17 protein-coding genes, 1 tRNA gene and 1 riboswitch are annotated in these 20,014 nt (G+C 32.2%); of the genes, 7 read left to right on the top strand and 11 right to left on the bottom strand.

Features of this window, described 5'->3' with window-relative positions:
- The first annotated feature begins 3 nt into the window (after positions 1-3).
- Both QMA06_RS15210 and QMA06_RS15205 read left to right on the top strand, forming a co-directional pair.
- Positions 4-1,893 (top strand): OmpA family protein, encoded by a 1,890-nt coding sequence (locus QMA06_RS15210; protein ID WP_290207764.1) that lies wholly within the window; start codon positions 4-6, stop codon positions 1,891-1,893.
- A gap of 25 nt (positions 1,894-1,918) precedes the next feature.
- A complete protein-coding gene (locus tag QMA06_RS15205) occupies positions 1,919-2,419 on the top strand; it encodes a GTP-binding protein (RefSeq protein ID WP_290207763.1) in 501 nt (166 codons plus the stop codon).
- Between the two features lie 683 nt (positions 2,420-3,102).
- Here QMA06_RS15205 and thiD read toward each other — a convergent pair.
- From thiD to era, 7 genes are all read right to left on the bottom strand, one after another.
- Positions 3,103-3,915 (bottom strand): bifunctional hydroxymethylpyrimidine kinase/phosphomethylpyrimidine kinase, encoded by an 813-nt coding sequence (thiD, locus tag QMA06_RS15200; RefSeq protein WP_290207762.1) that lies wholly within the window; start codon positions 3,913-3,915, stop codon positions 3,103-3,105.
- Positions 3,903-4,556 carry a thiaminase II gene (tenA, locus tag QMA06_RS15195; RefSeq protein WP_290207761.1) on the bottom strand — a complete coding sequence of 218 codons (654 nt, stop codon included), beginning with the start codon at positions 4,554-4,556 and terminating at the stop codon, positions 3,903-3,905. Before tenA ends, thiD begins: the two co-directional genes overlap by 13 nt.
- Positions 4,532-5,176: a thiamine phosphate synthase gene (gene thiE / locus QMA06_RS15190; RefSeq protein ID WP_290207760.1), complete on the bottom strand. Its 645-nt coding sequence runs from the start codon at positions 5,174-5,176 to the stop codon at positions 4,532-4,534. The genes tenA and thiE overlap by 25 nt, the downstream gene beginning before the upstream one ends.
- Positions 5,173-5,961, bottom strand: coding sequence for a hydroxyethylthiazole kinase (thiM, locus tag QMA06_RS15185; protein ID WP_290207759.1), 789 nt, complete (start codon positions 5,959-5,961; stop codon positions 5,173-5,175). The genes thiE and thiM overlap by 4 nt, the downstream gene beginning before the upstream one ends.
- Before the next feature lie 65 nt (positions 5,962-6,026).
- A riboswitch (TPP riboswitch) is annotated at positions 6,027-6,120 on the bottom strand.
- A 450-nt stretch (positions 6,121-6,570) separates the two neighbouring features.
- On the bottom strand, positions 6,571-7,581 hold the full coding sequence (locus QMA06_RS15180) for a TQO small subunit DoxD (RefSeq protein ID WP_290207758.1): 1,011 nt from the start codon (positions 7,579-7,581) through the stop codon (positions 6,571-6,573).
- A 68-nt stretch (positions 7,582-7,649) separates the two neighbouring features.
- Positions 7,650-7,985 (bottom strand): hypothetical protein, encoded by a 336-nt coding sequence (locus QMA06_RS15175; RefSeq protein WP_290207757.1) that lies wholly within the window; start codon positions 7,983-7,985, stop codon positions 7,650-7,652.
- A 941-nt stretch (positions 7,986-8,926) separates the two neighbouring features.
- Positions 8,927-9,808, bottom strand: coding sequence for a GTPase Era (gene era / locus QMA06_RS15170; RefSeq protein WP_290207756.1), 882 nt, complete (start codon positions 9,806-9,808; stop codon positions 8,927-8,929).
- A gap of 209 nt (positions 9,809-10,017) precedes the next feature.
- Here era and QMA06_RS15165 point away from each other — a divergent pair, with 209 nt between their 5' ends.
- From QMA06_RS15165 to QMA06_RS15155, 3 genes are all read left to right on the top strand, one after another.
- Positions 10,018-10,641: an RNA polymerase sigma factor gene (locus tag QMA06_RS15165; RefSeq protein WP_290207755.1), complete on the top strand. Its 624-nt coding sequence runs from the start codon at positions 10,018-10,020 to the stop codon at positions 10,639-10,641.
- Between the two features lie 12 nt (positions 10,642-10,653).
- Complete coding sequence (locus tag QMA06_RS15160; RefSeq protein WP_290207754.1) at positions 10,654-11,391, top strand: tetratricopeptide repeat protein; 738 nt, start codon at positions 10,654-10,656, stop codon at positions 11,389-11,391.
- A 76-nt stretch (positions 11,392-11,467) separates the two neighbouring features.
- The gene (locus tag QMA06_RS15155; protein WP_290207753.1) at positions 11,468-14,686 is read left to right on the top strand and encodes a CHAT domain-containing protein; all 3,219 of its coding nucleotides are present in this window, start codon (positions 11,468-11,470) and stop codon (positions 14,684-14,686) included.
- A gap of 20 nt (positions 14,687-14,706) precedes the next feature.
- Here the strand turns inward: QMA06_RS15155 and rpsT are convergent, their stop codons facing one another.
- The 3 genes from rpsT to proS all read right to left on the bottom strand — a co-directional run bounded on the left by rpsT (position 14,707) and on the right by proS (position 16,649).
- Positions 14,707-14,958: a 30S ribosomal protein S20 gene (gene rpsT, locus QMA06_RS15150; protein WP_290207752.1), complete on the bottom strand. Its 252-nt coding sequence runs from the start codon at positions 14,956-14,958 to the stop codon at positions 14,707-14,709.
- 30 nt (positions 14,959-14,988) lie between these two features.
- A tRNA-Glu gene (locus tag QMA06_RS15145) sits at positions 14,989-15,060 on the bottom strand.
- A gap of 110 nt (positions 15,061-15,170) precedes the next feature.
- Positions 15,171-16,649 carry a proline--tRNA ligase gene (gene proS, locus QMA06_RS15140; protein ID WP_290207751.1) on the bottom strand — a complete coding sequence of 493 codons (1,479 nt, stop codon included), beginning with the start codon at positions 16,647-16,649 and terminating at the stop codon, positions 15,171-15,173.
- 100 nt (positions 16,650-16,749) lie between these two features.
- Between proS and QMA06_RS15135 the strand changes: the two genes are divergently transcribed.
- Entirely contained in the window at positions 16,750-17,838 is a 1,089-nt protein-coding gene (locus QMA06_RS15135) for a hypothetical protein (protein WP_290207750.1), read from the top strand.
- A 36-nt stretch (positions 17,839-17,874) separates the two neighbouring features.
- Positions 17,875-19,392 (top strand): OmpP1/FadL family transporter, encoded by a 1,518-nt coding sequence (locus QMA06_RS15130; protein ID WP_290207749.1) that lies wholly within the window; start codon positions 17,875-17,877, stop codon positions 19,390-19,392.
- A 394-nt stretch (positions 19,393-19,786) separates the two neighbouring features.
- Here QMA06_RS15130 and QMA06_RS15125 read toward each other — a convergent pair.
- Positions 19,787-20,014 (bottom strand): T9SS type B sorting domain-containing protein (locus QMA06_RS15125; protein ID WP_290207748.1); only part of this gene is annotated, 228 nt, incomplete at its 5' end.

The following is a 20,014-nucleotide window of genomic DNA, read 5'->3' as shown; positions in this document are numbered from 1 at the left end:
CAAATGAAAACGTTTAAACTATATATCTTATTTGCTGTGTTAATCACAGGAAGCTTATGCTTTTCTCAATCTAAAAAAGCAAATGAACTTTATCAAAATAGAGCTTATGTCGAGGCGGCAGAAATTTTTGTGAAATTACCGAAAACAGCTGCTAATCTAGAAAAATTAGGGGATTGTTATTATTATAATTCAGAATTTGAAAGTGCCTACAAAGCTTATAAACAGGTTTTTGATTCTAAGGCTGACTCAAACGATTTAACAGAAGACTTTTACTTTAAATATTTCGATGTTTTAAAAGGTATTAAAAATTATAAAGAGGCCGACAAAATTTCTACTATCCATTTAAACAACCCACTCAATACGGATAGTTTTAAATCTTTATTAAAACGTATTATTCCTTACGAATATGAACTAAAAAGTTTAACGGGTGATGTAGGAGGTTCAAATTTTGGTGTAGGACTTTATGGAAAAAAAATTGTGTTTTCCTCAACTAAAAATTTAAAAAACCCAAATTATCAATGGAACGGTAAACCCTATTTAGATTTATACGAAGCAACAGTAACCATGGGAGACGCTATGGCATTAGATAGTATTGAATCTTTCAATAAAAAAATAAATACATCTAAACAACATGAAAGTAATGCAGTTTTTACAAAAGATGGTAAAACCATGTATTTTTCTAGAAATCTTAAAAAACGAGTTGATTTAGATTCTACAAAAATTGCAGTAGTTAGCATATTTAAAGCAGAACTAGTGGATGGCGAATGGACAAACGTTTCACCTGTACCTTTTTCTAGCGAGACCTATTCTACCATGCATCCCGCATTGAATAACGATGAGACAAAACTCTATTTTTCTAGTGACATGCCTAGCACTTTAGGGTCTTTCGATATTTTCTATGTGGATATCATAGGAGGCACTTCATTTGGAGAACCTGTAAACCTAGGTGATAATATCAATACGGAACATCGAGAACAATTTCCGTTTGTAGCAACAGACAGTACACTTTATTTTGCCTCTAATGGTAAACCCGGGTTTGGTGGTTTGGACGTATTTTCAAGTCGTGTTAATCCAGATACCAATGAATTATTAGATGCGCTTAATTTAGGAGAATCCGTAAATAGTGAAAAAGACGATTTCGCATTTGTAGTAGTTGACTCTTCAAATACCGGCTATATATCTTCTAATCGCTTTGGAGTAGATAATATATACACCTTTAAACGTATTGAAAATGAAAGACGTTATTATATAGAAGGGTTAGTTACAGATAAAGTGACGGGCGAAATCTTACCTAATACAACCGTAACGTTATTTGACAAAGATGGTAACGTCATTGCGGAACAATTGGTGGGCAAAGATGGTCGTTACAAATTAATCACAAAACCCAATCAGAAGTATTCTGTTGAAGGTTTTCAACCTAAATACATTCCTCAAGTTGAATTTTTTGATACCAATGACAAAGGTAATATAGAATTTAATATTGAGCTCGAAATAGAATCATACAAAGATGCTGAAGAAATAGTAACCGATGATGATGAAGGTAATACGTACATTGAGTTAGAAAATATTTACTTCGACTTTGCGAAATGGGATATTAAAGCACAAGCAGCTAAAACCTTAGATGTGTTAGTCGCTTTACTTAGAAAATATCCACGGATGGAAATTCAACTAGGTGCCCATACAGATTCTAGAGCGAGTTATGAATTTAATATGGATCTTTCTGAAAAACGAGCTCGTGCTACTTTAGAATACATGGTGCAGAACGGTATTTCGCGAAGTCGTTTAACCTCAAAAGGATTTGGAGAAACAAAGCCTTTAGTTCCATGTGGTGAAAATTGTACAGAAACAGAATATTCAATTAATAGACGTTGCGAATTTATTATCTTACGATAGCATAATATCCATTTAAAAAGAAAATATGCCACTCGCTAACGAAATTGTTCTAAGACCTCGATTTAAATTTGAAATAGCAACTAATAACCAAACATTATTAGAAAGTTTTGAAAATAAAAAATCCATTCAAACGGAATTTATTGTCTCTAGAATAGATGATCATGTTTTTTTAAAATTTCCGAAAAAAGATCAACACTTTTGGTCACCACAACTACATTTAGAGATTAACGAAGACGGACCTGACAAAGCTATTGTGCATGGTTTATTTGGCCCTAATCCAACCGTTTGGACCTTATTTATGTTTTTGCACTTTATTACAGCTGCCCTATTTTTTGGATTCGGTATTTGGGCGTACACCAATTATAATTTAGAAAATTCATACTCCTTGCAATTATGTCTCAGCATTCTAATGATTCTTATATGGTTTGGATTGTATTTTGCGGGCAGGATTGGACGCGCAAAAGGTAAACCTGAAATGTATCGCTTACAAACTTTTATGAATACAACACTAAGCAGTTATCGTTAAATTTCTTTAATGCTACGTACGATTATTTTGAAATTTGGAATTTCATAATTATCATTTCCATAAATAACATTAAACAAAATATTGAAGGAAATGTTTTAACTACATTAACAGATTATCTGCATTATTATAACCATATTCAAACTTTACATAAAAAGCTCTTTATTTTTTTCTGTATTCAAAGCCATGCAGATTAAAAAATGAATAGAGAAATTTACTGATCATATATTTTATTTGACGTTCGAAATAGGCCACAAAAAGGACGCCCGTAATTAATTTAAACAAAACAATACGCCAACACGCTGAAATACTGACTTTAAAGCAAATTACGATGTATAGTTTTAATTTTTTTTGAAGCAGTTCGTAAAAAATTTTTATAGTGCAGTCTATAAATTTGAATGCTTATGGAATTCGAGATAGCAGCACTCTATCAATTCTCTTAATTTTGTTGGAGCGTATTGTATACATTTTCCTGGGAAATAATTCTACATTTAGTTTTGTTCTTTTACCCGCAAGTATTTTTCAAAAATATATCTAAGCAACAAATTTAAGTTAGCTAAAGATTATTTCATCTAATTCATATGTATTACGTATTTCAGAAATTATTAACTTTTAAATCATTTTATTTTAAATAGCTGATGTTCCGATCAAGCACAACACGTGTTATTATATATTTTAGACCTCTGTTATAATCCGAAGTGATTAATAGGCCCGTTACCTTTTCCGAATATTTTATTTTTGCCATTATCAATAGCAAGGTTTATAAATTTACAAGCTTCCTTAACAGCATTTTCTAATTTATATCCTTTACTTAAATACGCAGCTATACTTGATGACAAACTACAACCTGTACCGTGTGTATTATTTGTGTCTATTCTTGAGTTTTTAAATACAGTTATTTTATTGGTTGAATAGTCGTACAAAACATCAAATATACCATCTCCCGAATCCTCTAAATGACCTCCTTTAAGCAATACGGATGTTTTAAATCTCATCCCAATATTTTTAGCCGCAACTTCGGCGTTTTGCCTATTTATCGGTTGTTCAATTAAGGTTTCTGCTTCTTTAGTATTGGGTGTAATAAGTAATGCTTTTGGCAGTAACTTTTTTAAGCAATTTATGGCATTGTCAGTGATTAATTTATCACCTGATGTTGCAATCATTACAGGATCTATAACCACATTTTTCGCATTATATTCAGCTAATTTTCGATCAACCGTTTCTATTACTTCACATGAGTGAAGCATCCCTATTTTAATCGCTCCAAAATTTATATCAGAAAACACGGCATCCAGTTGTTTTTCAATATGTAAAATAGGCATTGGGTGTATATCAATAACACCTATTGTATTTTGTGCTGTAGATGCTGTAATAACACTTGCAGCGAATGCGCCACATGCTGAAATACTTTTAATATCTGCTTGTATTCCTGCGCAACCTCCAGAATCGCTTCCTGCAATAGTCAACACACTGTTATATAATGTCTTTATATTTTCCATGATTCTTTATTATACGCACTGTCCCAAAACATCCATTCTAATTTTGATGCTTTTTCAAAAGCTGTATTCATTTTATCGATGCGCTCTGGTGATGATTTAATGGCATATTTATTAGTTATTTCGATAGCATTCTTCACTGAATTTGCAAACGCTTCTCCACCATAAGTATTTATCCAATCTTGGTATGGGTTATTGTCTTTGTTTGTTTGATTGGCTAAAATGTAATCCCCAATCTGTTGGTAAATAGTAAAACATGGAAGTACAGCCGCAAGACCTTCTTCTAAAGATTTAGTATGTGTCATGCGAGACAAGTAACTTATATAAAGTTCGCAAGTCACCGAGGCTTCATTTATAATACATTTTTCATTAAGAAAATTCTGGTGCAGTGCATTTTCTACAGTTATTATTCCTGTTGCGGCATTCAAAAAAAACTGTGTATCATTTTCATCTGAGCATTTAACACCAATTTGGGCCAAAATCTTTTTGTATTCAGATAAATAAATAGCATCTTGGTTTATATAAAAATTAAATATTTCTTTTGATAGCGTACCAGCCATAAGTTCTTTTATAAAATCATGTGCTTTGATTTGTTCCAATATGCGTGCTGTGTTTTGGTTTATTGCTTTGTACCAGTTTGACATATAATTTCTTTTAATTGTTGTGTTGCTTGTTCTGGATTATTGGCTTGTGAAATAGCCGAAACTATGGCTACACCATCGGATCCATTTTGTATTAGTTTTGCTGTATTAGATTTATCGATTCCGCCTATGCAGATAATAAATTTATTACTTAATTTTTTTATTTTTTTTAAACCTTCAACACCCAACGGAGTATCTAAGTCCCTTATTTTTGTTTCTGTTTTAAAAATTGGGGATAAACCAATATAATTAACCGCTAGATTATTGGCTTCTACCGCTTGCTCCTCATTACTTACAGACCAACCTATAATTTTATTTTTTCCTAATAATGTCCGTGCAATGCAGACCGGCATATCTTTCTGACCAATATGTACACCATATGCATCTATAGCTAGAGCAATATCAATTCTATCATTTATAATAAGTGGCGTATTGTATTTTGCACAAAGTTTTTTTACCGCTATTGCTCGCAAATAAAACTGTTTTGTATTTAACTTTTTTTCTCTCAATTGAACAATGCTAGCACCTCCTTTTAGGCTAGATTCTAGAACATTTAAGAATTGCGTATGGTCTGTAATTCGCTCATCTGTAACATACATTAGAGAATAATTGACCTTTTTCATTTTTCGTTCGCTATTTGATATAAGGCATCGATAAAATTCATCTGGAAACTACCAGTCCCTTTTGATATTTTTTCAGCCATATTGCCAGCTTCCCCCATTAATTCCATGGCCAAGTATGATGCCATATGATAGTTTGGGTTTACAGCAATACACGATCCAATTATGCTAGTAGCCGTGCAGCCCATTCCGGTAACTTTAGCCATAATAGGTTTACCAGTGGTGACTTTATCAATATTTTCGCCTGTTATAATGTAATCTGTGGCTCCACTTATAACAATTGTATTATTTAGTTTTTTTGATAGTTCTTGTGCCGCATGCAATGCATTTTCAGAACTGATCGTACTATCGACTCCTTTAGTATTATTACTTAATTGTGTTAATGCTAAAATTTCTGAAGCATTTCCTCTAATAACGGAAGGTTTGTAGCTTTCTATTATTTTTAAAGCTGTCTCGGTTCTGTATGTAGAAGCTCCCACACCTACAGGATCAAAAACAACTGGTTTATTAAGTGCATTTGCCTTTTTTATTGCTATTTCCATTGCCTCAACCCATTTTGGACTCAGGGTCCCCATATTGATGACTAAAGCCGAGACAATGGAAGTAATCTCCTCTACCTCTTCAATGGCATGTGCCATTACTGGTGATGCACCAATAGCTAGCAACGCATTGGCCGTATTATTCATTACTACATAATTGGTGATGTTATGAACTAAAGGCGACTGGTCTCGTATTTCTTTTAGTATTTTCTCGAATTGTTCTTTCTTAGACATAATTTCTATTGTCATTTTTTGTTAATAAAAAAGCCACTTCCGCAGCTGCGAAAGTGGCTTGTATAGTTATATATGTTGATTATATACAATCCTCGTTTCCCTCCGCTGTTGTTAAACATATCAGGTTCATAGGGTATCATCTCAGCCATAATTTTGGCACCCCTAACGATTTGGTAAAGTTACAATTTTTGCCAGTTTTTGTTATATAGTTCAGTCTTTAATTAATGCATCTATTTGTAAAACGTCTTGAGCAGTAAAATTTGATGATCTAAAATTATTCATATAACCTCTGTTATATAAATATTACAAAGCAAGCGCTTGTAATTTCAAATTTAAACAGTAATAATTGGTAGGTCTAAATATGGATTCAAACTTAAATATTCCGAGATATTTTAATTGGTACCGTAAAATATCCATGTTGTTTAAGAAACTAATTAGTCGTAAAATCAAAAAATTGTAAAAACATATTGAGTCTTCTTATAAGGTCTACAACATCAATAAAACATTAACGCAATAGCCCAATTAACAACCTATTCTTATAAGTAGTGAGATATTTTAGTGGGATACAATACGGCTCGAGTTTATACCCGAACCGTTATTGATTTGACACATGGATAACTGTTATTATTTTACAATCTTATATTCCCAAAAAGCACCACTTATGTCAGTAATTTTGAGTGTATAGGTTCCGTTTGGCAATGTTGCTAAAACTTCATTATTCAAGTTTAATTTGGCTTTAGCTCCTAATGGAACAATGAGACTATGTTTACCTGGTTTTATTTTAGCTACATAGTAATTTGAAATACTCTTATCTTTAAGTATGGCTAAATCATCTTGAGTATATTCTAGGATTGAACTTTTTTTGTCGTCAAACAATTCAATACCAATTACCCAAGCGCCATATACGTCCACACCTTCCGTTCTAAATATATCAAAGCTTAATATATTATTCACTATTTTTCCTTCGGTAATTTCCAGTTTTGGTTTTACCGATTTATTATGAAGGGCTCCCCACAAGCCACCGTGAAATACTTGGTTTGTCATTAATGTCATTCCTAAAATAAATAGAGAACCAAATAAAACAACTTTGGAAAAAACACTTTCTTTTATGGGTATTAAACCTGAACCAAACCAAGCAAACCATTTCGTTTGAGTAATTGTATTATTATTTTTAACTAAATAATTGTCCACAGAGTATTTTCCACTTCCAGTTAAAAATAAGACAAATCCTGTAGCGATTCCTAGCACTCCTATTTGCCATTCGTCGAGACACGTTGTGCCAATCCACCCTGAACCTAATAGAATGCCCATTGCAAGTCCAAAAACACCTATACTCATTATTCGGGTAAACAAACCGAACATAATGAATAAACCTACAACACCTTCAATGATCGTGAAAATTACCATATTAATCCAAAGGGCATCTGGATTTTCTACTAGATATTGAATTAGGGGTTTTATACCTAAGGCGTTGGGTAAAAAAGCGTTAAACTTTTCACCGATATATCCTGCGGCTTCTGGGTCTAGTTTGTTGGCTAGTGCAGTTCTCCTCCAAAAAGCGGAAAAATAAGTCCATCCCACTACCAATCTTAATGCTAAAGCTAACAGCCCTGCATCATTTTTTATATTTTTCATGTTTATTATTTGTAATTGATAAAATGCAGTCTTTTAACTGCTTTAATGTTAACTCATCGAAAAATCAATTACATATAAACTTGAATATTTTGATATAAAATGTATAAAGGAACATCCGCAACCTGTCGTTTTTTTAACGTTCCTTGAGAAAAAGAATTATTAGATGAATTTATTAGAAATTCAAAATTATAAGCTTCTGATGTGAGATAATCAGGTTGCTCAATCGTTTGTTTAGAAATAGTTTGAATAGACTCATTAAACGTCTGACAATTAGATTGAGAAAGTACTGATTGACTTTTGTTTAAAACTTGCGTCGTAGGAACACCAAATTCAGCCTGAATAAAATTTCTAATTTTACACGGAGAAATTATAAGCAAGAATGCTAGTCCAAATATGAACAGCATTGAATTAACGTTTTTTATTTCTAACTTTATTTTCACTCTTGCAAATTTAGGAATGAATGGCTTTAAAATTGTGACTTTATTTAAGAAGTTAAGCTTTATTTTATTATTTGGCGATGTCGTATATGCCTTATCGTAGCAAAAAAATCAATTTTAATAGTTACGTTACTTTTGTAAATTGGTTTGTAACTAAGAATTAATTAACCGTATGTGACTCATCTTTCTGTACCGTTACAGAACCCCAATTTTCCTCTGTTTTAATTCTGTAATTTTCATTTCAGACTCCCTGAATCGTTTTGCTATCATAGTCAACCTATTTTTTCGTTATTTGATTGACGTTTAATAATTTTTGGTCGCTCATTTTAAATTTTCTAACCGATTGTTGGTTTTGTCGTAATTGAAAAGTGAATAATACAAACGCCGTGATTTTTTTAAAAAAACAATTGATTAGCAATAAGTTTATGGACATACCTACTAATCTGTTTTCCGTTCTTTTTTTGTTTAATAGGTAAATCTTAATATCTATTTATAAAGTATTCTTTTTCGAAAAACTCTTCATCGGTTTTGCAATTTATGATTCTGCAGTAATTTGAAATTTTAACTTTTCTTTTTTGGAAATCTTGTCTTCATATTCAATCTGTCTCCATTTTTCATTCCAATAATTTCGTAGCATTCTAGATGCGTATTATATAATTATTATAACGATTTTATATATGGCTCACAATGCCCAAATTAGCAGTTATTTTCGGATTCAATACAAGCTCATTATTACGACATAAAGAAAAACAAGCCACTACTAAATACCTATGCCTATTAGCTTGAGTAGCTAATTCTACCAAAAAATGAGAAGATAATAAAGGTAGAAGATTAAAAAATTATAGCGGCGATTATCACTCAACCATTATCTGTTAAAAATAAAAACTATTGCGAATAAGATGTCCTTACTATTTCTGATTATATCCAAAACGACGTAATTGCTTCTGGTTACTCCTCCAATTCTTATTAACTTTTACATATAACTCTAAATGCACTTGCTTACCAAAGAATTTTTCTAAATCTTTTCGAGCCTCCACTCCAACACGTTTTAAAGCGGTTCCTTTATGGCCAATGAGAATTCCTTTTTGAGTTTCGCGCTCAACCATAATTACAGAACGCATTCTTATAATATTGTCTTCTTCAAAAAACTCTTCGGTATCAACCTCTACAGCGTACGGAATTTCTTTTTTGTAATGCATTAAGATTTTTTCTCTAATGGCCTCATTTACAAAAAAACGTTCAGGTTTATCGGTTAATTGATCTTTTGGATAAAAGGCCGGAGATTCGGGTAGTAATTCGATTATTCTATTAAATACATTTTGAACATTAAATCCTTCCGTCGCAGAAATAGGAAAAAACTCAGCATTAGGAACCTTTTGTTGCCACAGCTCAGATTGCTCTTCTAATTGCTCTTGGTTAGATTTGTCAATCTTATTTAATAACAGTAGAACAGGAATTTTAGAATTGGTTATTTTATTAAAAAAGGCTTCATCCTTTAACTCCTTCTCTCCTATTTCAACCATATAAATCAGCACATCAGCATCATCAAAAGCCGATTTTACGAAATCCATCATAGATTCTTGTAATTCATAAGCTGGTTTAATAATTCCCGGCGTATCACTTAAAATCACCTGAAAATCCTCACCATTTACAATACCTAATATTCTATGTCTCGTAGTTTGCGCTTTAGAGGTGATTATAGATAGCTTTTCACCTATAAACGCATTCATCAATGTCGACTTACCAACATTAGGATTTCCAATAATATTTACAAAACCAGCTTTGTGCATCTTACATGTTTTACTGCAAAGTTAATATTTATAATGATTGTACCTATAAAGTTTTTAATTGCTTCATTCTATATTGCTGCAGAAACTAATTTTAAAATCTATTAAAACCACTGCTTTTGCCGCAGTTTCCACTGTGAATTCAATTTATGTACCATTACGGGTTTATTTAAAACATTCGCCGACAAAAAGCTATTTACTAACGTAACTATTTGAAAGAAAATGAATTAGTCGTATATTTATTCTGTTTAGCTAATAATATGAAAAACATATTTAAAACCGATTCCCAACGTCAAGTCATACTTGCCATTCAGGATAATGATCCTATTATACTAAAGAAAATCTACAGGTATAATTATCCCAAAATTGAAATTTTTATATTAAAAAACAATGGCTCTAAAGATCAGGCTAAAGATATTTATCAAGAAGCATTTTTAGCCGTTTGGCAAAATGTTAAACAAAATAAATTCAGACCACAGAGCGAAACTTCTATTAATAGTTATATATACGCAATTGCTAAAAATAAATGGTTGGATGTTTTGAGATCGCAAGGTTATAAAAAAACTATTGTAACATCACGATTAAAGCATTTTGAAATTAAAGCAGAAGAATATAATGATATTGACGATGACATTTTAAAAGATAAACGATTAGAAGATGTAATGCATGCTTTTAAAAATTTAGGCGAGGCATGTAAAAGCTTATTGCGTAAGTTTTATTTTGAAAAAAAATCTTTGAATTTAATTGCTGAGGAATTGGCCTTAAATGCTGCATCTACTCGAAATAAAAAATACAGATGTATGCAAAAACTTAGAGAAATAGCTTTTAAAAATTGATATTTAGCAACAATGAACCTACCTCACTTATCACAAAACGAATTTGAACAGATAGAAAAATATCTAAATGGTTGGCTGGATGATTCTGATTTACATGACTTTGATCAACGTTTAAATAATGACTCGGATTTCAAAACTAAGGTTGAAGAACTTAAAATTACTATAATGGGTATTGAAGCCCAGACATTAAAAGAACAGTTAAATAAATTTCATAATGACATTGAAAGTCACAATATAAAGCACAACGTTAACGATTCTAAAATTTATAATTTTAATTGGAAACGACTCGTAATAGCGGCTACACTTGTTATTGCTGCAGGTAGTTTTTGGATAATAAGTGGTAATCTTAATAACCAACTGTACTCAAAATATTTTACTCCAGATCCTGGATTACCAACTACAATGAGTAGTTCTGACAACTATAAATTTTATGAAGCTATGGTTGACTATAAACAAGGAAATTATAACACAGCTATCTCTAAATGGGAACGTTTGCAAAACATAAAAATAAATAACGATACCTTAAATTATTTCATTGGTGTAGCACATTTGGCCAACCAGAAAGAACACAATGCGATTTCGTTTTTAGAAAAAGTAACAAAAAACTCAGAATTTGCATTGGTTAACGATGCATATTATTATTTAGGTTTGGCCTATTTAAAATCTAATGATCTAGACAAAGCAAAATCCAATTTACAACACTCAACGATAGATAATAGCAAAGCCCTTTTATCGGAACTGAACGATTAACTTGTTTTTATTTAATGCACTGATTATGAAACGATTTTATAATTGTTATAGGCTTTTTATGCTTTTTTCTTTCATTTTGATTGGAAAACAAGCGTTTACGCAAAATGATTCAATTGGCGGTATATCAAATATTCAAACACTTCTAGAACGTAATTCTATAGAAAAAGCAGAATTAGAAATAAATGAGCAAACAGCTAATTTAATAGCTCAAAAAAGATACAATAGTTTAGCTAGATATGTGTATATAGTGGGGAAAATTCAATTATTAAAAAATAAAGATGTCAACGCCAACACTGTAAGCGAACATTTAGCATCATTAATTCAGAATAACACAAAGGATGCGAACACTCTGTACCAAACAAATATAAACCTATCCAAATTATATTTTGAACTTAACAACATCCAAAAAGCTTATGATTACGCTTTAATAGCCAGAAACCACGCTTCAAAGTTAAAAGCTAATGAACACCTATTAATTTCGGAATATTACCTAGGAGATTATGGCATGAAATTAGGTAAAATTGCGTTGTTAGAGCAACATATTAGACAAGCGGTACAAATTATAAAAAAATCACCAAAATTACAGTATAAAATTACCGCCAGAGTTTATAACTTAATGGGGGCAACCATGTATTATTCGTCAAAACAAGATAGCGCTATCTATTATTTTGAAGCCGCACTAGACCATGTGAAATTTCTAGAAAAAAATTACGAAAATCAGCTTTATCTTCCTGCCGCTATAAAAGGTAATTTGTTTTTAATGTATCTAAATCAAGGCAAACACGAACAAGCTAAAACTTTAGTGGAAGAGTCTATAACCTTAAGTAAAACCTTTCTAAAAAAAGCAACAAATCATCCATTAGCTCCGCGAGTTAAAAGAAATATCGGTATTGGCTATACTAATCTTTCTAGCCTATATAATGATCTTGGAGACTTTACAAAATCTGAACAAATCTCCGAGCTCTCATATAAGCATGCAGAGCAACATTTTGACCATAATTCCCAAGAATATTTTATGGCAGCACTCAATCTGGCCGAAATAAAAAATACAATAAAAGCGTATGATGAAGCTTTAAAATATCTTAATAAGGCCGATGTTTGTTTACGAGACATGGTTGATGAAAACGATCAGCTTCATGCTTTTTTGTACAATGCATATGCGACTAATTTCTATCAAACAAAACAATATAATAAAGCTATAACGTATTGGTCACTTAGTGATGAGTATTATATAAAATCTAATTCGGGGGAATATGATACAAACCGATTGTATAGCAAAATGAATTTAGCACTCACATATGCTGAAATAAATGATAAAGAAAAAGCCTATACAACCTTAAAAGAACCTTACCACTATTTCTTGAAAAAGAATGGTGAAAATGATTACTTAACTAATGAATTATTGGTAACCTTAGCTCGTGTTGCTCTAAAGCTTAAGGATTACGAAGAAAGTTTAAAATGGACAGAATATAGCTTAAATATCTATAATAGCAACACTAAGGAAGAGGGATATAATAAAATACAAATTGAAGATAAAAAAGCTGAAATTTTACTCATTAATGCAAAATCTAAATATTATTTAGCACCAACCAGAGACAGTCTATTCTTAAAAGAACTACTTAAAACCACCACTGCAGCGCTCACAAGTATCGAGCAAAAGAAATCTATTTTCGTATCTATTGATAATATCAACGCGCATTTAGAAAACAATAAAGAAATCATCTCATTTAGCAAGAGAATTTACTTAGAACTCTATTATTTAACAAAAAACAAGAACTATTTAAATAAACTAATTAGTTTACACGAATCCATAATATACAATAGAATACGACTCCACTTAAATTTAAGGAAGAATATCAATTTTTTGAATATTCCAGAAGAAAAAATAAAACGTGAAGAAAAACTTAGAAACAAACTCGCGCAATCATTAGATAATGATATCGATGATTTCTTTAAAGCCCGTAAGCAGTGGACTATTTTTTTAGATACTTTAAAACAGCATTATCCTCAATATTACAAAATGCGTTATGCCATACTCGAGAAACCCTTGGATAAATTACAAGATAATATTTCTAATCAGACAACAGTTGTACGTTATTTGTTTATAGAAGACGATTTATATGCTTTTGTTGTAACCAAATCAGACCGAAATATTTACAAATTAGACTCAAATAATCTTAAAGATTTAATCTACTCAATAGAACACCACCAATTTAATATTTCAGAAATAAGTACAATTTATAATGCGCTCTTTAATAAATTATGGAACCCATTTGCAGAAAAAATTAATTCTAAAAATGTTATAATTATTCCAGATGGCGAACTCTTTAATTTAAGTTTTGAGACTTTAATTTCTAATCCTATAGCCTCTTTTAGAGAATTAGCTGCAACTAGTTTACTCGCAAAATATAACATATCATACAATTACAGTTTACTATTATTACACAACTCCAAAAAAACGAAATTTTATGAGGCTGATTTCATAGCATTTGCTCCAGAGTTTAATTCTAAAATGAAATTAGATTATCGGTATACCATCACAGATTCACTCATTTTAGACAAGACTTATTTAACATTATTGCCTCAACCATTTGCCATGGATCTTGCTAAGAAGTCCTCAAAACGTTTCAATGGCAGGTCTTTTTTAAACGAAAAAGCGTCTAAACAGATATTTACAAAACAAGCTAAAGAGCATAAAATTATTCATATCGGAACTCATGCAGAATCTAATAATATATCTCCAGAATTATCTCGACTAATTTTTGCTAAAAATGTCAATGATACGATTTCATCAGAAGATAATTCGTTATACACTTACGAAATATATAATCAAAACTTATCCTCTAACCTCACAATTTTAACGGCTTGCGAAACAGGTAAACCCACACACCAAGCTGGGGAAGGTATGATATCTTTAGCACATGCCTTTAATTATGCAGGTAGCGAAAGCATATTAACAAGTTTATGGAAAATAGATGAACAATCTAGCTCTATAATTATAGAAAGGTTTTACAGTCATCTTGATAATGGCTTAGCAAAGGACGAAGCACTACAACAAGCCAAACTAGATTATATTGCATCTGCCGAAGGGAGAACCATAGCACCACAATATTGGGCTGGTTTAGTTTTAATAGGAGATACTACCCCAATCGATTTCAACACAACATCGAATTTAATATTTTGGTTATTAGGCATTGCTCTTATTATCATCACAACGATCGTAATTTTTAGTAAAAGAGCCAAAAGAAGGAAATACCAGAAAACAAAAAAGTCTTTCCAATTGGAAAGACTTTAATATCTTAGTAGAAACTACAATTAAATTGCAGCGACATGCTTAGTTAACTGTGACTTTAAGTTTCCAGCTTTGTTAGCATGAATAATATTCTTTTTAGCTAATTTATCTATCATACTATGTACCGAAGGCAACATTTTTTGTGCTTCGCTAGCATCAGTAAGTTCACGTAATTTTTTTATTGCATTACGCGTTGTTTTATGATGATACTTATTAAGTACACGTCTCTTTTCGTTACTTCTAATTCTTTTTAAAGCTGACTTATGATTTGCCATTATATTTTTCCTTATTCCTTATTAAAATTGTAGCCCGTAGGGGAATCGAACCCCTCTTACATGGATGAAAACCATGCGTCCTAGCCGATAGACGAACGGGCCATTTTGGTATTTTTATTATTTAAATGAACCAACAACGTTTCCATTGCGGATGCAAAAATACAACTATTTTTTACTTTTGCAACACCAAAGTAATTTTTTTTTAAAAAAAATTAATAAGCCTTAGCAAAAAGCACGCGTTGATTAGACGGTTTTCCGCTGTATACGCACTTTCCGCTTTCTGTTTTATTCTGCATAGGAATACATCGTATTGTGGCTTTAGTCAGCTCTTTAATCTTTTGCTCTGTTTCTATAGTGCCATCCCAATGTGCAGAAATAAAACCAGTTTTGGTTTCTAAAACATTTTTGAACGTCTCAAAATCATCAACCGTAGTTATATGCTCATCTCTAAATTCTTTTGCTTTTTGAAATAATTCTCCTTGAATAATCTTTAAAAGATCCTTAACCGTAGAGATTAATTCATCCATCGCAACAATCTCCTTCGTTAATGTATCGCGTCGAGCTAATTCAATCGTATTATTTTCTAAATCTTTAGGTCCTATTGCAATACGTAAAGGAACTCCTTGTAATTCATGTTGTGCAAATTTAGCACCTGGTCTATGCGTCGTTCTTTTATCGAACTTACAACTAATCCCTAAAGCTTTCAATTGTTTTATTATAGACTCAGCTTTTTCTGAGATAGAAATAAATTGTTCATCATTTTTATATATAGGAACAATAACCACTTGGAATGGCGCTAAATTTGGCGGTAACACCAATCCTTTATCATCACTATGAGTCATAATTAAAGCTCCCATTAATCGTGTAGAAACTCCCCATGAAGTTGCCCATACATGATCTAATTTGCCTTCGTTATTGGTAAACTTAACATCAAACGCCTTAGCAAAATTTTGTCCTAAAAAATGAGAAGTACCTGCCTGCAGTGCTTTTCCATCTTGCATTAGAGCTTCTATACAATACGTTTCTACCGCACCAGCAAAACGCTCGCTTTCTGTTTTAACACCTTTAATAACTGGGATAGCCATAAAATTTTCTGCAAAAACAGCATACACATCATTCATTTGCTCAGCCTCTACTAATGCTTCAGATTTAGTGGCATGAGCCGTATGGCCTTCTTGCCATAAAAATTCTGCCGTACGCAAAAATAATCGCGTTCGCATTTCCCAACGCACTACATTAGCCCATTGATTTATTAATATTGGTAAATCTCTATAACTTTGAATCCATCCTTTATAAGTGTTCCAAATGATAGCTTCACTTGTAGGTCTTACCACCAATTCTTCTTCTAATTTAGCCTCGGGATCAACTCTTAATTTACCTTCATTATCAGGATCGTTCTGTAATCTATAATGGGTAACGACTGCACATTCTTTAGCAAAACCTTCCGCATTCTTTTCTTCAGCTTCAAATAAACTTTTTGGCACAAATAAAGGAAAATAGGCATTCTCATGTCCTGTTTCTTTAAACATTCTGTCTAATTCTGCTTGCATTTTTTCCCAAATTGCATAACCATAAGGTTTGATAACCATACAACCTCTAACTGCAGAATTTTCGGCTAAATTAGCCTTTACCACCAGTTCATTATACCATTTTGAATAATCTTCAGCTCTACTCGTAAGATTTTTGCTCATTTTCAGTGTTTTGGCACAAATGTTGTGCTTATGTTAAATGTATTAAATAGTTCAACAAAACTAACTATTTTTACTATGTTCAACAATAAAAAAAAGAGTTATGCAATTTAAAAATTTATTTACTAAAAAATTGCCATTTTTTGTTGCACTTGGTTTAGCGACTGTGTTAACTTCTTGTGGATCGTTTCAATACGCAGGTTATGATAATGATGGCATTTATTCTACAGATGAATATGACAATGACGATACAGAAACCCCAGTTGTAACCACTTCAACAGATAATTCAAATTATTATAAAAACTACTTTGCAGAAAACACGGCAGAGGTTGAAGCCATAAAAGAAGAAAGCGAAGTATTTACCGATATTGACTCTTACGAAAGTGACTATGTTCAATCCTCTTCGGAGACAACAGAGCAACAACCGGCTTACGGTGGTTGGGGACAAAATAACAACACTGTTACCGTTAATTTTATTGATAACGGTTGGTATGGTTATAACAGTCCGTGGTTAATAAATGGTGGTTTTGGTTATGGATATGGATACGGTCACTACAGATGGAACAGACCTTGGAGATATGGATATGATAATTGGGGATGGAACAATCCTTGGGTTTATGGCGGCTATTACGGTTATGGTTATCATTCCCCATGGCATTATGGTTACGGTTATACTAATTATGGATGGAATCATGGTTATTACAGATCTAATAATAGATTTGCTTATAACAATTCGAGGAGAGGATCATTACTCTATAATGATAATTTGAGTCGCACTGGTAGAGGCAATTCTGCCATATCTAGAACGACTTCTACTATACGCAGATCATCTAATTCTGCCACGTCTAATTATTCAAGAAGCACAAGTACAAGATTTAATTCTAATACACGAACTCTTAGAAGTAGAAGTACAGCACAACCTTCAGTTCGCCGATCTAGCTCTAATTCAAGAATATCAAGACCTGCAGCAATTCGTACTAGACCTACAACAACCCGGTCAACGAGATCAACCCGTTCTAGTAGTAGAATATCAACACCTACTAGAAGTGCAAGATCTTCTGGGTCAGTAAGATCTTCTAGCTCAAGAAGTTCAAGATCTTCATCAGGAAGTGTAAGGTCATCTAGTAATTCTAGATCTAGTAGTGGTAGTCGTAGTAGTTCTTCTAGTAATAGCCGAAGAGGCCGAGGGTAAACATTTTATTTAATTCCAAATTTTAAAAAATTATTTATGAAAAAGTTTCTTATGCTTAGCATAGGCTTATTAAGCACGTCTTATATCTTAGCTCAAGACATTACTGATGCCGTAAGGTATTCTACTGAAGACTTACAAGGCACAGCAAGATTTAAAGCTATGAGCGGTGCTTTTGGAGCTTTGGGTGGTGATATGTCTAGCGTTAATATCAATCCAGCTGGTTCGGCCGTTTTTAACAATAGTCATGCTTCTATATCGGCAGGTTTATTTGATAGAAATAACGATACTAATTATTTTAATGGAAATAATTCATCATCCGATTCAAACATTGATTTACATCAGTTGGGGGCTGCTTTTATTTTTAATAATACAAACTCAAATTCCCCGTGGAAAAAATTTTCGTTGAGTGTGGCGTATGATCGAACTTCAGATTTTGATACTGATTGGATAGCTAGCGGTGTAAACCCTAACAATACTATTGGATCTTATTTTGTGGCTAATGCCAACGGTTTACCACTAAATGATATTTCAGTTTTATCTGAAGAGTCCTTTTCCCAAGCCTATTCGGAGATCGGTTCATTATTTGGATTTCAACACCAACAAGCTTTTTTAGGATATGAAGGATTTATTATAAACCCTGATGGAGATGCGAATACTGATCTTTATAATTCGACTATAGTAGGTGGCGATTACGCACAGCGATATTCCTATGCCAGTAGAGGCTACAATGGTAAATTAGCATTTAATTTTGCGACCAGTTACGACGATAAATTTTATTTTGGAATAAATTTAAATTCTCATTTTATAGATTTTGAACGCACTACATTTTTGCAAGAATCAAATTCTAACCCAGGTTCAATAGTGACTGATGTCTATTTTGAAAATAACCTGCTTACAACGGGAAGTGGCTTTTCGGTTCAATTGGGAGGTATTGCAAAATTGTCTGAAGAATTTAGGCTCGGCTTATCTTACAACTCACCAACATGGTATAGAATTTCGGACGAGACATCGCAGTATTTGGAAACGACAAGACAAGAAGGTGGCTCAGATCTAGGTTTAATTATTAATCCTAATGTAATTAACGTATATGAAGAATATAAATTACAAACACCTGGTAAATTAACAGGTAGTTTAGCTTATGTTTTTGGTAAGAGTGGCTTATTAAGTTTTGATTATTCCCTTAAAGATTATAGTAATACAAAATTTAAACCAACGTCTAACGCTTTGTTCTCTAGTATAAATAATGACATCAACAATCGTTTAACATCTGCAGCGTCGTATCGTTTCGGTGGAGAATACAGATACAAACAACTTAGCTTTAGAGGTGGTTATCGTATTGAAGAAAGTCCTTATGAAAATACTGACTTTTATGGTGATCTTAATGGATATTCACTTGGCTTTGGTTATAGTTTTGGAAATCTAAATTTAGACTTGGCCTTTAGTCAAGCGAAACGCGATATAAACCATCAATTATACAATGAAGGGTTGACGGATTCGGCAGAAATCCAATCAAAATTTACAGACTTTGTTTTCACTGTTGGTTTTAACATCTAATAACGTGTTTCTTAAAATAAGCCTGAACAGTACATATGTCTAGGCTTTTTTCTGTATCATTTTTAAATATAATATTCTAAACTTCTTTTAACTATTACCCAACGAAAAACCAGTAGACGCCATATAAGTTTGATACTGCTTAAAAAAAGTAAACAGACTAATATAAAACATGTCTTTATAAATAACATTCTAATCGGATTTACAACTTCTAATGTAGCGTCACTAAAATTATAAAAACTGATAGAGCGTTTGTAATTATATTAGAGAGATTAACTTTTATTATTTTTCATACTTTTTTTACCTTAATAATTTTACAGACTCATTACAGATAACTTATAAAAAAAGTCTGAGCATTACGTAATGCTCAGACTTTTCTATAATTGAAAGATCTTGTTTATCGTTTCAAGGTAAAATGGGCTTTAAATTCTTTACGTTCACCTGTTAAAGGTTCGTTGTACTCTACTGTAAACCAATAGCCACTAGTTGGCATAGCATTACCATTGTAAGTACCGTCCCAACCTGTTCCTCCTGGACTTATTTGCTTTAACAATTTTCCGTAACGGTCAAATATATAAATTTTTGCATCATTTCCAATACCTTCGATGTTCCAAGTTTCGTTTTG

Origin of the sequence: Winogradskyella bathintestinalis (assembly GCF_030407435.1) — a bacterium.
GTDB classification, from domain to species: Bacteria; Bacteroidota; Bacteroidia; order Flavobacteriales; family Flavobacteriaceae; genus Winogradskyella; species Winogradskyella bathintestinalis.
The sequence above is the reverse complement of the archived record's forward strand: the minus strand, read 5'-3'. Positions and strand labels throughout refer to the sequence as shown.